Here is a 14,606-nt window from a genome sequence, read left to right on the forward strand (position 1 = left end):
AACATCACGGAATAAAAATCAGGCGAATATACCTTTATATTACTAAGCGCAACCAGCAACTATTAAAAAACCGACACTGTGTTTTACACTATGTCGGCTTACGGCAGGACTTCCTGGGCAACACCAGAATTTATCTGCACGGCACTGTTGTTATTGCGCCCGTATAATCTGTTTATCTGTATCCTTAAAACATTGCATTTTAATACCTGCGCCGAAGACGCCGATTGAGAATGGGGGCAATCAACCACTAAGTTGTTAGTGTTGGCGACAGAGATTTGAGCCGTGGTATTATCGGCGGTCACTGCAGGGTTTAGCGGAAAAACTCCCAAGGGATAAGCAAAATCATTAATGCCGTCGGTTTGTGTCACCTGATTAAAAATGACTTCATCCAGTGAGCTGATAGCTTCCTGGGTGGCAACCACTTTTAACTGACTCGCGCCTGACATCTTAATATCTACCGAGGTATTTTGCATTAATGCTGCAGCAACCGCTGTCAGCGCAATCAGGAACACCAGGGAGACAATTAATACCACCCCTTGCTGTTTTTTTAAGGCCATGTGTCTACCCTCGCATTAGGCAATGTTATCGTCGAGCTGAATAACATACGCCGATAGTTATCACCATTACCGCCGTTAATAAAGTTCACCGCTAAATCCCCCAAGTAATAGGTATTGAGGTTTTCGTAGCTGGCATCCGGTAAAATACTGCGGGCCAGCACAAAAATTTTCACTGCCAGTATGCGGATATCCGATTCATTGTCCCAATAGGTATCAAGCATATTGCCTGCGGCAATAAAGGCATTAACAATGCCGTCATTATCACTGTCCACTCCATACATAAAGCGTATCATCTCGATACCATCAATGACCTGGTTAAAAAAAACCGGCGGCAGAGTACCGTTTCTGAGCTGTCCCTGCATAAGTGCTGGCACGGTATTTCCGCCCTGGCTATATTCACTGATATAATAAATATGATGTTGGTACTCCCAGATTTGGGCATCATTAATGGTAGGGATAGCCGCATCTCCGGCAAAAATAGCCCCGGAGTTGGCATTGGCGATCAGATAATAGCGATCAGCACTGACATTCGCCGCTGCCACTGGAGCTGAAACAACCCGCTTAATTTGCAACAAATCGGAGCCCGTTTTGGCATCGTTGATACAACCCATAGTGGCCGCACTTATCAGGGATGTTCCCCATAATGCCCTGAAGTGTCCGACAGCCAGCGGGAAACTGGCATTGTTAACACCGTCCCCCACACAGTCACCGGCGACGGCCGCCGGCGAAGAGACTAACAGCCCGGTAGATAAACTCTCCGGCAACTCCCCCCAAAACCCTTGCCTGAGCAAATCATCGGTGAGTAAATTTATCGCAAAACGGCCATTTTCCTGCAATTCACCATAAGTAGTGGTTTCTGAAGTCGTTGCCCGGATCCCGACAAAAACACTCAATACCCCGGCAAATAACACCAGGCCGGTTGCCAGTGAAATAAATAACTCAATCAGGCTGAATCCTTGTTGCTTTTTAACCATAAAAACCCCTAGAAAATAAAAGCCTGAATGACTATTTGCCGCCTTTTCTTATTGCTACTGCCACAAGCAGCTGCAAAAGTACTATTGGCTGCACCTGCATCTGTTGATTCAAAGCGCCCTTCCCAACTGACCACCACAGTGACGTTATTATTGTTATGAGAAATACAGCCGGTAGCACCAAGCAGGCCACCAAGATTGTTTGTGCCGCTTTTAACTTCCGAGCCTAATAAGGTCTGCTCCCACTCATAGAGATCATTTGCCACCATTTCCAAAGGAGTACACAAACTTGCCGTTGAGTTACATCTGCTAGCAGGAGCCGCACTGCCGGTGCCATAGGTGCCCTCATAATTTTCCAGGAATAATCCCGAAGACTGGTTGTTGCGCATACGCTCTATAATGTCTTGGGCCAGAGAAGAGGCCAGGGATCTTTGCATGGCATCAAAACTGCCTTTTTTAGCACTGGCCTGGGTGGCAATGGCACCGATAATACCGGTCACCAGGATGAATAAGGCAATCAGCACTTCAATGAAGGTCATACCGCCATGTTTGGAAATCTTAGGTTTAGCAGTCATAGCGCATCCTTATACCTTACCTTTGCTGAACCCGGATCCCGCCAGGTTATAATAAAGAATAGAATAAAAAGCAGAAAGGAGGTAAATCCGGCAAACACCGAATACCCGAAAATATCGCTATATGTGTTAAAAATCACGAAAGTGAACAGCATTAACCCATACCTTTTATAGTACTGCCGGCGCGACTTCCACGGCGGACCGGCAGCAGGTTTATTAGTAAAGTATAGGCTGAAACTTTTTTTGGAAAAAAGTTGAATTGTACAAATTTTTGCCTACCCCTTATGGGGTAAGCCTAGCTTAATTCGGCAGGAACCGCAAATACGATGTTTTCTTCCCGGCCTGGATGTTCGATAACCTCATGACCACCATAGCCTTTTAGTGCATCGATCACTTGTTGCACCAAAATATCAGGTGCAGAGGCACCTGCGGTCACCCCGACCTTAGCAGCTGAAGACAGCCAATTGACATCAATATCATCTGCAGTATCAATCAAATAGGATGTAGTGCCCATTTTATCCGCCAGCTCCCGCAAACGGTTGGAGTTAGAGCTGTTTTTCGCACCTACCACCAGCAACAAATCAACCTGTCCGGCAATGGACCTGACCGCATCCTGGCGGTTTTGAGTGGCATAACAGATATCATCTTTTCGCGGCCCTTTAATTGCCGGAAATTTTGCCTGCAAGGCATCAATCACATCACTGGTATCATCAACCGATAAGGTAGTCTGGCTGCAGAAATACAATTCATCCGGATTTTTCACCTTCAGGTTTTGCACATCTTCAGCGGATTCTACCAGGTAGATCCCTCCCTGCTCGCTTTCATACTGGCCCATAGTCCCTTCGACTTCCGGGTGCCCGGCATGACCGATCAAAACACACTCGATATTTTTCCGGCTGGTCCTGGAGACTTCCATATGCACCTTAGTCACCAGTGGACAAGTAGCATCAAAAACTTTCAATCCGCGGCGTTTAGCCTCGTTGCGAACCGCTTTTGAAACCCCGTGGGCGCTGAAAATAACCGTACTGTCGTCCGGAACTTCATTGAGTTCATCAACGAAAATCGCGCCTCTTTCTTTAAGGCCGTTAACGACAAACTTGTTATGCACCACTTCATGGCGCACATAAATAGGGGCATCAAACAGATCCAGCGCCCGGTCAACGATACTGATGGCGCGGTCAACACCGGCACAAAAGCCGCGTGGATTAGCTAAAATAATTTCCATCAATTACCTCGCTATTGAATTTCAACAAGATCAATGACAAAAGTCACCTCTTGTCCGGCTAACGGGTGATTAAAATCTATGGTCACCGAAGAGCCGGAAACTTCACGGATCATCCCGGGGAGCTCCACATTTCCCGGCTGGGTAAAGGTAATAATATTGCCGACTTTCGCCGGAGCCTCTTCGCTGAATTTACTGATATCCATATAATGGATATTATCCGGGTTCACTTCACCAAAGGCATCTTTCGCCTGCAGGGTAAACTCTTTACTTTCACCAACGGCAAGCCCCAATAACTGGGCTTCAAAAGCAGGAGAGATGCTTTCATCTCCCATGATGATCTTTGCCGGTTTGTTATTGACCTTAGTACTGTCCGCCGCAGAGCCGTCAGCCAGCTTCATGGTGATATGCACCACTAAAATCGAGTCTTTTTCAACAACTTGAGTCATTAAATTTTATCCGCTTTACTAAAATTACTTATTGATACTACCGGCGACATTTTCTTTGTCTGAGCCTTTAAAGGAGTCCAGCACCATTAATACCGCACCGACAAAAATGGCAGAATCAGCAACATTAAAGGCAGGCCAGTGATAACTTCCGACATAAAAATCTAAGAAGTCAATCACATAACCAAGCAATACCCGATCAAATAAGTTGCCCAGGGCGCCGCTTAACATTAACGCAAAAGCGATGCTTAAAGACTTATTTTCTTTTGGGGTTTTCGCCAGCCAGATCACAAAGATCACACTGGCAACCGTGGCAATGGCAGCAAAAAACCAGCGCTGCCACCCGGCCTGATCAGCAAGAAAGCTAAAGGCTGCCCCCAGGTTATGGACATAAGTGATGTTAAAAAACGCCGTCACTTTAATGGACTGATATAAATCCATACTGCCGGCTACCCAGTATTTAGTGACCTGGTCAATGACCAGGAACACTAATGTTAACCAGATCCAGCGAATGCCTGAATCGGCAAGATTCACTTTCATAAAACTACTCATTCACCCTTAAGCAAATTCCCGCACTTCACCATCGCCTTCAACGTTGGTAATACAGCGGCCACAAAGATCATTATACTGCTCATTGCTGCCAACATCATCAGTATAATGCCAGCAACGCTCACATTTGCTGCCGTTTGACGGAGTAACACTCAGCCATAAACCTTCAATTTCGGTGGCAACGGCATTTTCCGGTGCACTGTCAACCTGCTCGACACTGGCTTTTGAGGTGATGAGGACAAAACGCAGTTCTTCACCCAGCATCTTAATCTTATCGGCTAAGTCTGTGGTTGCATAAAGTTTCACTTCAGCTTCCAGGGCCTTACCGACAATTTTGTCTTTACGGGCCAGTTCAAGCGCTTTATTGACTTCGCTGCGTACCAGTAACAGCTCGTTCCAGTAATCGTTATTTAACTTCACATCCTGAGGTAATTTAGCCAGGCCATCAAACCAGACGCCGGTGAAAACGAACTCATCACGCTCGCCGTCAGCAGCTTGCGGCAGTGCCTGCCAGATTTCCTGCGCGGTAAAGGACAGCACAGGCGCCATCCAGCGGGTCATAGCTTCGGCAATCAGATACATGGCCGTCTGACAAGAACGACGGGCAACACTGTTATCTTTCGCGGTATACTGACGATCTTTGATGATATCCAGGTAGAAACCACCCAGCTCTGTAGTACAGAAGTTCATTAACTTATGGACCACCTGATGGAATTCATACTCATTGTAGGCAGCGACAATTTCATCTTGCAGTTGAGCCGCTTTATCCACAACCCAGCGATCCAGTGCCACCATATCTTCAAAGGCAACCGAATGCTGTTTGGGATCAAAACCATTGATATTAGCCAGCAGGAAGCGCGAGGTATTACGGATCCGGCGATAAGCATCTGCCTGACGCTTGAAAATCTCGTCGGAAACGGTAATTTCCTGGGTATAGTTCACCGACGCCACCCATAAGCGCAGGATATCCGCACCAAGTTTATTGGTGATTTGCGCCGGGGTGATCACATTACCCAGAGATTTCGACATCTTGTGACCGTTAACATCCACGGTAAAACCGTGAGTTAACACCTGCTTGTAAGGTGCTTTGCCGGTCATGGCAACAGATGACATCATGGAAGACATAAACCAACCCCTGTGCTGATCTGAGCCTTCCAGATAGAGATCCGCCTGGCCGTCAAACTCTTCGCGGGCATCGACCACAGAGTAATGGGTAGTACCTGAATCGAACCAAACATCTAACGTATCCGGCACTTTAATGTATTCACCAGCATCGTCACCGATAAGTTCACTGGCTTCTAAATCAAACCAGGCCTGTATCCCCTTCTGTTCCACTTTTTGCGCTACAGTTTCAATCAACTCGATACTGCGCGGATGTAAAGCACCGGTATCCTTATGGATAAACAGAGCAATCGGCACCCCCCAGGTACGCTGGCGGGAGATACACCAGTCAGGACGTCCTTCAACCATAGATTCGATGCGGCTTTGGCCCCAGTCAGGGATCCACTGGGTGTCTTTAATTTCATTTAAAGACGCCTGGCGTAAAGCTTTGTTGTCCATGGAGATAAACCACTGCGGCGTGGCACGGAAAATAATCGGCGTTTTATGGCGCCAGCAATGAGGATAAGAGTGCTCATAGGCATGGTGATGCAATAAGGCATTATGCTCTTTTAACGCTTCGATGACGCTGTCATTGGCCTTAAATACGTGCTGCCCGGCGAATAACGGGGTATCTTCAAGATAAACACCATTGGCGCCTACAGGGTTGGCCACTTCAAGGTCATATTCCTTACCAACTACGAAATCGTCGACACCGTGTCCCGGCGCAGTGTGAACACAGCCTGTACCCGAATCTGTGGTAACGTGCTCACCGCAAATAACCGGGACATTAAAATCATAAAACGGATGTTTCAGCTCGGCGCGGTCCAGCTCTTTACCCAGACAAAAGCCTAAGGCATGGTATTTATCGATACCAAATCTGTCCATGCAGGACTGTACCAGATCCGATGCCAGGATCAGGCGCTGTTTGCCTTGCTCGGTTTCACACTGTACCAGGGTGTACTCCACCGCAGGATGCACTGAAACAGCGCGGTTAGCCGGTAAAGTCCAAGGAGTGGTGGTCCAGATCACTATACCAATTTCACCTTCACCGACATGGCCTTCCGGATGTGAGAATTTATCGGCAACACTTTCATCAACCAGAGTAAATTTAACGTCAATGGCCGGAGACTGCTTATCTTTATACTCTACTTCCGCTTCCGCCAGTGCAGAACCACAATCGGTACACCAGTGCACAGGTTTGAACCCTTGCTGCAGGTGACCATTTTCAGCAATCTTGCCCAAGGCTCGGATAATATTGGCTTCGGTATCGAAATCCATGGTCAGGTAAGGCTTTTCCCAATCGGCAAAAACACCTAAACGTTTAAAGTCTTCCCGCTGGCCGTTGACCTGCTTGATGGCATATTCGCGACACTTTTCCCTAAACTGAGCCGGTGTTACCTTATGGCCGGGTTTGCCGACCTTCTTTTCCACCATTAATTCGATCGGCAGACCGTGACAATCCCAACCCGGAACAAAAGGAGAATTAAAGTCGGAAAGGGTCTTGGACTTAACAATAATATCTTTGAGGATCTTGTTTACTGAATGCCCCAAATGGATATCACCATTTGCATATGGAGGACCATCATGCAAAATGAATGATTTCTTTCCCTTTTTAGCGGCGCGGATCTTGCCGTACAGGTCTTTTCCTGCCCAGTCCTTAAGCATTTGAGGTTCGCGGTTTGCCATGTTGCCTTTCATCGGGAAAGGAGTATCTGGCAGATTCAGGGTATGTTTATAATCGCTCATTTAAATCATTATCCGTTATCATGGGTGTTAACGTATCCGTTAACCGATTCAGTATCTAAATTGTTCAAAAAAGTACGCGCTTGCACACTATCTTTGCTGATTTGCGTGGTTAATTCACTCAGGGAAGTAAACTTCATCTCATTTCTGAGTTTATGTAACATCACCACTTCTATGCTTTGTCCGTACAAATCAGCGTTAAAATCAAAAATATGGACTTCCAGTTGCTGTCTTATGCCGGAAACCGTTGGCCTGGAGCCAATATTGGCAACACCGTAATAGATGCCAAAAGCCGTTTTTACCTGCACCACATAAACACCGCATACAGGGGAAACCCGGCGTTTAAGCAAGACATTGGCGGTCGGGTAACCTAACTGGCGCCCCCGTTTATCACCGTGAAAGACACGACCGAAAATAGAATAAGGGCGCCCCAGCATACGGCGGGCTTCTGCAAAATCATCCCGCTCCAGTGCCTGGCGAATTTCTGTGCTGCTGATGCGGCAATCAGCCAGTTTATAACTGGCGGTATCGGAAACACCAAAACCAAATTCCCGGCCGGCACGGCATAACATGTCAAAATTTCCGGCCCGGTTTTTACCAAAATGAAAATCATCGCCGATAATCAGGTGTTTTATGCCCAGTCGTTTAACCAGCAACTGTTCGATAAAATCTTCCGCGCTCAGGTTGGCAAATTTACGGTTAAAATTCACACAAATTAAACGTTCTACACCAAGCTCTTGCAATAACAGGTATTTATCGATTAAACGGCTGAGCCTAGCCGGTGCCGTTTGCGGCGCGAAAAGCTCTCTCGGCTGGGGTTCAAACACCATCACCGCCGAGGCACAATTAAGCGCCCTGGCTTTTTCCACCAGCGCACTGATCACCCGCCGGTGCCCCAAGTGGACACCATCAAAATTACCTATCGTCAATACGCAACCATGATCCTCTGGCTGAATATTGTGTAACCCCCGAACTAACTGCATCTAGCCGTGAAACCTTAAGCCCTGTTATATACCCGAAAGTATAAGAAGAATAAAAAACCGACGAATTATATATTAGTCAGCAACAAGAATCAGCATATGAACGTCATTTAATGCATTTATTCACAACCGGGTGACGATTTTGCCAGAGCCTGTACCTTAAAATCTTTAAAACGTACGCCCAAAACGACAATCGCGATAAAATAACTGGCCATACCGGCAAGGATACAAAACAGCAGTTTTAATACTTGCTGATAGAAATCCATGGCCAGCCAGGCATCAAAACCCGGAGATAAATAATAAACCACACCGGCCATCACACCGGCCGCCAGCATCAGGCGCAAAATAAAAAAGCCCGACTTGGCAGACAAATGATATACCGACTGGCGCCTTAATCCCTGATAGAGCAAAAAGGCATTAAGGGTCGCCGATAACGTGGTGGCCAGTGCCAAACCGACATAACCTAAAAAAGGCGCCAATATAAGGTTAAAGGCCATATTGGCGACCATGGCAATAATACCAATTTTCACCGGCGTTCTGGTATCCTGACGGGCATAATACCCGGGGGCCAATACCTTGATATACATAAAGCTGAGCAAACCCGACAAATAAGCAAACAAGGCAAAGGAGACCTGCTCAACATCCACCTGGGTAAACTCCCCACGCATGAACAGGATCATGATGATAGGTTGCGCCAGCACCATCAGCCCAGCCAGGGCCGGCCAGCCAAACAGGCTGACCACCTTAATCGACCAGTCCAGGGTATCGCTGAATTCCCGTTCGTTTTTGCGCGCATGCAAGCCGGACAAACTGGGTAAGATCACGGTAGCAATACCAATTCCAAATAAGCCCAACGGAAATTCCAGCAAACGATCGGCATAATAGAGCCAGCTGACCGAACCAGTGATTAAAAAACTGGCAATAACGGTATCAAGCAGCAAATTAATCTGGGTCACAGAGACACCGAACAAAGCCGGCACGATCAGTTTGCGAATTTTAGTCACCCCTTTTGAGCGCCAGGCCCATTGCGGTTTTACCAAAACCCCGGCCTTGTACAAAAACGGCAACTGAAAAAGAAACTGCACCAAACCGCCGGCAAAGACGCCCCAGGCCAGGGCATAAGCAGCATTCTCCACATGCGGGCTAAGAAAAATCGCCATGGTGATTATACAGACATTAAGCAGGACAGGGGTAAAGGCAGATACCGCAAATTTCCCCAGGGTATTGAGCACAGCGCCGGCAAGGGCGGTCAGGCTGACAAACCACAAATAGGGAAAAGTGATCTTTAATAAAACAGAAGCCAAATCAAACTTACCGGCATCAGCGCCACCGCTGAGCCATTCGCTGAACCAGCCGGGCATAAAGAGGATCACTACCAGGGGAGAAGCAATAACCCCAACCAAGGTTACCAGGGTAACTAAAACCCCCAAAGTCCCCGAGACCTGGGCAATAAGTTTGCGGGTTTCGTTTGTGCCCTCTTGTTCATCTTTAGCCTGATATTCACTCAGCACAGGCACAAATGCCTGGGCAAAAGCTCCTTCGGCAAATAAACGGCGTAAAAAATTAGGGATTTTATTGGCAAAGAAAAAAACATCGGCACTGGCCCCCGTGCCCATAATATTGGCCGTGACCACATCCCGTACTAAACCCAGCACCCGGGAAATTAATGTCATAAAACTGACAATAAGTCCGGATTTGATCAATTTTTTACTCAAAACTCGTCCTATCTTATTATTCTGCAAATAACTCATTTAACGCCGGTTAGTTAGCGTGAAATATGATGAAAATGTCAGGTAACTTGCCTGCAAAACAGAAACTGCGGTTAACATCGCCGCCTTATATCTGCTAAAATGGGGAACTGTCACAGGTCGGCTAGAAAAACATGCATTATGCTACGCCCTTCCGCCGAGTCAACAGAAAGTGGCGGCTAAATGACTTATGCAATTTTATACGTGAAAAGATTTGACAAAACACCAAAAAAAAGGCATATTTCTCCGCCTTAAATTTAGGCTATATTTATTCATATTTTAGGAGTTCACCTTGGCTAACTCAAAGTCCGCTAAGAAACGCGCGGTACAATCAGAAAAGCGCCGTCAACACAATGCAAGTCGTCGCTCTATGATGCGCACTTTAGTTAAAAAAGTAACCGCAGCAATCGAAGCCGGTGACAAAGAAACAGCAACAAAAGAATTTGCCGCTGCTACTCCGATCCTTGATCGTTACGCAAGCAAAGGTCTTATTCACAAAAACAAAGCAGCACGTAGCAAAAGTCGTCTTAACGCAGCTATCAAAGCGCTTTAATGTTTTTATGAAAGCATTTAAAAAACCGGCTTCTGCCGGTTTTTTTATGCCTAAAATTCCTCTTTCTCCACGATAGGCTTGCACTGGCCCCGGTTTTTTTCTAGTCTCTACCGGGTATTTTTAACAGGATGATTCAAATGAAATTTTCAAAAGTTGCGGCGGTAGTTGTTGCCGCGGTAGGGCTTTTAAGCGCCTGTAGTGACAACATCACCCCACAACAACAAAAAAGTGCCAGCTTATTACCCGAGTATCAGAATAAACTGGATATCTACAAGACCGTTACCCTGGAAGCCGATCTCAGCCACTTATCTGCCAACCAGAAGCAGATGCTGTCTTTGTTAATTGACGCCTCTAAAATCATGGATGAGCTTTTCTGGCAGCAGGCTTACGGACAAGACAAGGAAGCCTTCCTTGCCGGCATCAAAGATGAAAAAACCCGCCGCTTTGCACAAATCAATTATGGCCCCTGGGATCGCCTCAACGGCGACAAACCTTTTATGGCCAATACCGCAGAAAAAGCCCTGGGCGCACAATTTTATCCTCAGGATATCAGCAAGAGCGAACTGGAAAGTGCCGGTTTAAAAGATGAAAAAGGCCTGTACTCTTTGATCCGCCGTGATAGCAAGGGCCAACTTACTGCCATCAGCTATTCCGAAGCCTATGCCGACGAACTTAACCGCGCAGGGGCTATTTTAGAAGAAGCCGCCACCCTGGCCGAAGATAAAGAATTTGCCAATTACCTGCGTATGAGGGCCAAGGCGCTGCGCAGCGACAACTACCAGCCATCCGATTTTGCCTGGATGGACATGAAAAATAATCCTATCGATGTCGTGATAGGACCCATTGAAACCTATGAAGATCAGATGTACGGTTACCGCGCCGCTTTTGAGTCCTACGTCTTGATCAAAGATCAAAGCTGGAGTGAAAAGCTGGCCAAATTCGCTTCACACCTGCCGGCGCTGCAAAAAGGTTTACCTGTCTCGAAAAAATACAAACAGGAAATGCCGGGCTCGGATGCCGATCTTAACGCCTATGATGTCATTTATTATGCCGGACACTCTAATGCCGGCGGTAAAACCATCGCCATCAACCTGCCCAACGACGAGCAGGTACAGCTGGAGAAAGGCACCCGACGCCTGCAGTTAAAAAATGCCATGCGCGCCAAGTTTGACGCTATTATGGGCCCTATCGCCGAAACCCTGATAGTACCCGAGCAGCGCAGCAATGTGACCTTTACCGCTTTCTTCGCCAATACTATGTTCCACGAGGTTGCCCATGGCCTGGGCATTAAAAATACCGTCAATGATAAAGGCACGGTTCGCCAGGCCCTGAAAGAACATGCCTCGGCATTGGAAGAAGGCAAAGCCGATATCCTCGGCCTTTATATGGTCAGACAACTGTTAGAGAATGGTGCCATCACCGAAGGCACCCTGGAAGAGTACTACACCACCTTCCTCGCGGGTATCTTCCGCTCGGTGAGATTTGGCGCCAGCTCCGCCCATGGTAAAGCGAATATGGTGCGCTTTAATTACTTTAAAGAACAAGGAGCTTTTGACCGCAACGAGCAGGGCTTGTACCGGGTCAACATGGAGAAAATGACCGCAGCGATCAACTCCTTATCAGAGCTGATCCTCACCATACAAGGTGACGGCGATTACCTGGGCGTAGATAAGCTGGTAAAAGAGCAAGGTATTATTAACCCTGTGCTGGCGGGCGACCTGGCCCGTTTAGAAGCTGCCAGTATCCCGGTTGATATTGTTTTCAATCAAGGAAAACAAGTACTTGGCCTTTAAGCTAAGCAACCTTTAGTAACAGCCACCACAAACCTTTGTGGTGGCTGACTTTTATCTCCCCCTGCGCTAGCCACATTTGCCCGCCGGATAAAAATATTTGCCGATATCTCCAATAAGCCATTGATTTTAACCGCTCATTGTTTATAAAGTAACCAAGAGTCCTCACCTACAGTCCAGGGATTAACCGTGAAAACATATGATTTCATCATAGTCGGCGCAGGATCAGCCGGGTGCGTATTAGCCGAGCGCTTATCCGCCTGCGGTAAATACAAGGTTTGCCTGCTCGAAGCTGGCCCAAAAGATAACCACTGGAGCATCCACCTGCCCATAGGCGTCATTGGCCTGATGACCAACCGGGCCTTGAACTGGCAATACAAATCCGAACGCGAAGCTACTTTAAACCAGCGCCGGGTCTTCAACCCCAGGGGAAAAACCCTCGGCGGCAGCAGCTCCATCAACGCCATGTTATATATCCGGGGACAAAAGCAAGATTACGACCACTGGGCCGAGCTGGGTAACAACGGTTGGGGATATGACGATGTGCTGCCGTATTTTAAAGCCATGCAACACCAGGAGCGGGGCCAGGACGACTATCACGGCACCGGCGGACCGCTCAATGTTGCCGACTCACGTTCAAAGCTGCCGGTCAACGATGATTTTATCCTGGCGGCGCAACAGGCAGGGTTCCCCCTCAACACCGACTTTAACGGCCCGAGCCAGGAAGGCATAGGGTATTACCAGGTCACGCAAAAAAACGGCTACCGCTGCAGCGCCGCTACCGCCTTCCTCACCCCCCACCTGAAACGGAAAAACCTGACGGTATTAACCAATGTCCAGGTAGAAAAACTGCAGTTATCGGGCAAACAGATCACCGGGCTCAGCTATTTATCCAAGGGCAGACGCTACCGGCTCAGGGCAGAAAAAGAAGTCATTTTAAGCGCCGGGGCCTTTAACTCGCCGCAACTCTTGATGTTATCCGGCATAGGGCCAGAAAATGAGCTGAAACAGCATAATATCGAAGTCAAACATGCCCTTGAAGGGGTCGGGCAAAACCTGCAAGACCATGTTGATGTCCTGGTGGTCAACCGCCACAACCGCTATGACTTGCTCTCTTTCCGGCCCGGAGCCATCTTGTGGGCCATCAAGGAAAGCTGGAAATTTATCACCAAGCGCAGCGGGTTATTGACTTCTTCGGTGTGCGAATCCGGCGGTTTTATCAAATCCCACCCCAATGTCTCCCGTCCCGACCTGCAGTTTCATTTTATCCCCGGGGCCATGGATGATCATGGCCGCAACAGCAAGATGCTCTTTAACTACGGCATTGCCCTGCATGTGTGTTTATTAAGACCAAAAAGCCGCGGTAAGGTCAGTTTATTCGGCAACAAGGCTTACCTGCACCCCAGGATTGAACTGAAGATGCTCGATGACCATGACGACCTCGAAAAAATGACGGCAGCGGTAAAAATTGCCCGCGAAGTCCTGGATCAGTCTCCCTTGAGCGACAATAACGGCCAGGAACTCATTCCCGGCAGTCACTGCCAAAGTGATGATGATATCAAGGCTTTTTTACAACAAAAAGCCAATACCATTTATCATCCTGTGGGCACCTGTAAAATGGGCCAGGATGAGCTGGCCGTGGTCGATGCTTCATTAAAAGTACATGGTTTACAAGGACTAAGGGTTGTTGATGCCTCAATTATGCCCACCATTATCAGCGGCAATACCAACGCGCCAACCATGATGATCGCAGCAAAGGCGGCAGATATGATCCTTGAAACTTATTCGTAATAAACAACAGGCGGTATTAATAAGACTGAAAGTTATCTTCACCAAACCGGGTCAATCTGGATACGAATCAATCAGAGCCCGAACCATAAGATGATAAAAAACCTACTTTTCCTTATTTTCACCTTTTCCATGGCAACTTTTTCCCAGGCTGGCGAACTTGCTCCGCCCTGGCAATTAACCACCCAGGACGGAAAAGCTATCTCCCTTGAACAATATAAAAACAAGCCGGTTATCCTGCACTTTTGGGCAACCTGGTGCCCTTATTGTAAGAGGTTGCAACCTAAACTGAGCGAGTTGCAAAAGAAATACCAGGCAAGCGGGATAGAAATCCTTGCTATCAGCTTTAACGAGGATGAAGGCGCCAAACCACAAGATGAGATTTATGCCCGGGGATATGACTTTATCACCGCGGTACGGGGTGAGGCGGTCGCCAGCTTATATGGGGTAAGGGGCACACCAACGACCTTTTTTATCAAGCGATCGGGGGAAGTTATTTATCGCAGCAGCAGCTCAGATATTACCAATCCCAAGCTTGAGCTGGCAGTTCAGGAAATCGTAAAAAACTAATCCTCTGCTACTGTCA

13 protein-coding genes are annotated in these 14,606 nt (G+C 47.5%); 4 read left to right on the forward strand and 9 right to left on the reverse strand.

Annotated features, from left to right (window positions below; genetic code table 11):
- Positions 1 to 98: 98 nt before the first annotated feature.
- From QL234_RS23215 to murJ, 9 genes are all read right to left on the reverse strand, one after another.
- A complete protein-coding gene (locus QL234_RS23215; RefSeq protein WP_281560153.1) occupies positions 99 to 557 on the reverse strand; it encodes a pilus assembly PilX N-terminal domain-containing protein in 459 nt (152 codons plus the stop codon).
- Entirely contained in the window at positions 548 to 1,531 is a 984-nt protein-coding gene (locus QL234_RS23220) for a PilW family protein (protein ID WP_281560154.1), read from the reverse strand. The genes QL234_RS23215 and QL234_RS23220 overlap by 10 nt, the downstream gene beginning before the upstream one ends.
- 8 nt (positions 1,532 to 1,539) lie before the next feature.
- Positions 1,540 to 2,103 carry a type IV pilus modification protein PilV gene (pilV, locus tag QL234_RS23225; RefSeq protein WP_281560155.1) on the reverse strand — a complete coding sequence of 188 codons (564 nt, stop codon included), beginning with the start codon at positions 2,101 to 2,103 and terminating at the stop codon, positions 1,540 to 1,542.
- A 292-nt stretch (positions 2,104 to 2,395) separates the two neighbouring features.
- The gene (gene ispH, locus QL234_RS23230) at positions 2,396 to 3,325 is read right to left on the reverse strand and encodes a 4-hydroxy-3-methylbut-2-enyl diphosphate reductase (RefSeq protein ID WP_044830338.1); all 930 of its coding nucleotides are present in this window, start codon (positions 3,323 to 3,325) and stop codon (positions 2,396 to 2,398) included.
- A gap of 11 nt (positions 3,326 to 3,336) precedes the next feature.
- Positions 3,337 to 3,771, reverse strand: a complete 435-nt coding sequence (gene fkpB / locus QL234_RS23235; RefSeq protein WP_281560156.1) for an FKBP-type peptidyl-prolyl cis-trans isomerase — start codon at positions 3,769 to 3,771, stop codon at positions 3,337 to 3,339.
- Positions 3,772 to 3,795: 24 nt separating this feature from the next.
- The gene (gene lspA / locus QL234_RS23240) at positions 3,796 to 4,308 is read right to left on the reverse strand and encodes a signal peptidase II (protein WP_281560157.1); all 513 of its coding nucleotides are present in this window, start codon (positions 4,306 to 4,308) and stop codon (positions 3,796 to 3,798) included.
- A gap of 18 nt (positions 4,309 to 4,326) precedes the next feature.
- Entirely contained in the window at positions 4,327 to 7,164 is a 2,838-nt protein-coding gene (gene ileS / locus QL234_RS23245; protein WP_281560158.1) for an isoleucine--tRNA ligase, read from the reverse strand.
- 8 nt (positions 7,165 to 7,172) lie between these two features.
- On the reverse strand, positions 7,173 to 8,144 hold the full coding sequence (gene ribF / locus QL234_RS23250) for a bifunctional riboflavin kinase/FAD synthetase (RefSeq protein WP_281560159.1): 972 nt from the start codon (positions 8,142 to 8,144) through the stop codon (positions 7,173 to 7,175).
- Positions 8,145 to 8,260: 116 nt separating this feature from the next.
- The gene (gene murJ, locus QL234_RS23255) at positions 8,261 to 9,856 is read right to left on the reverse strand and encodes a murein biosynthesis integral membrane protein MurJ (protein WP_281560160.1); all 1,596 of its coding nucleotides are present in this window, start codon (positions 9,854 to 9,856) and stop codon (positions 8,261 to 8,263) included.
- A 325-nt stretch (positions 9,857 to 10,181) separates the two neighbouring features.
- On the opposite strand from murJ, the gene rpsT reads away from it, so the two are divergent.
- The 4 genes from rpsT to QL234_RS23275 all read left to right on the forward strand — a co-directional run bounded on the left by rpsT (position 10,182) and on the right by QL234_RS23275 (position 14,590).
- Positions 10,182 to 10,442, forward strand: a complete 261-nt coding sequence (gene rpsT, locus QL234_RS23260; RefSeq protein ID WP_281560161.1) for a 30S ribosomal protein S20 — start codon at positions 10,182 to 10,184, stop codon at positions 10,440 to 10,442.
- 128 nt (positions 10,443 to 10,570) lie between these two features.
- Positions 10,571 to 12,235, forward strand: coding sequence for a Zn-dependent hydrolase (locus tag QL234_RS23265; RefSeq protein WP_281560162.1), 1,665 nt, complete (start codon positions 10,571 to 10,573; stop codon positions 12,233 to 12,235).
- Between the two features lie 186 nt (positions 12,236 to 12,421).
- The gene (locus tag QL234_RS23270) at positions 12,422 to 14,023 is read left to right on the forward strand and encodes a choline dehydrogenase (RefSeq protein WP_281560163.1); all 1,602 of its coding nucleotides are present in this window, start codon (positions 12,422 to 12,424) and stop codon (positions 14,021 to 14,023) included.
- Positions 14,024 to 14,113: 90 nt separating this feature from the next.
- Entirely contained in the window at positions 14,114 to 14,590 is a 477-nt protein-coding gene (locus QL234_RS23275) for a TlpA disulfide reductase family protein (RefSeq protein WP_281560164.1), read from the forward strand.
- Positions 14,591 to 14,606: the final 16 nt, after the last annotated feature.

The organism is Thalassomonas sp. RHCl1 (genome assembly GCF_947387555.1).
Classification (GTDB): domain Bacteria; phylum Pseudomonadota; class Gammaproteobacteria; order Enterobacterales; family Alteromonadaceae; genus Thalassomonas.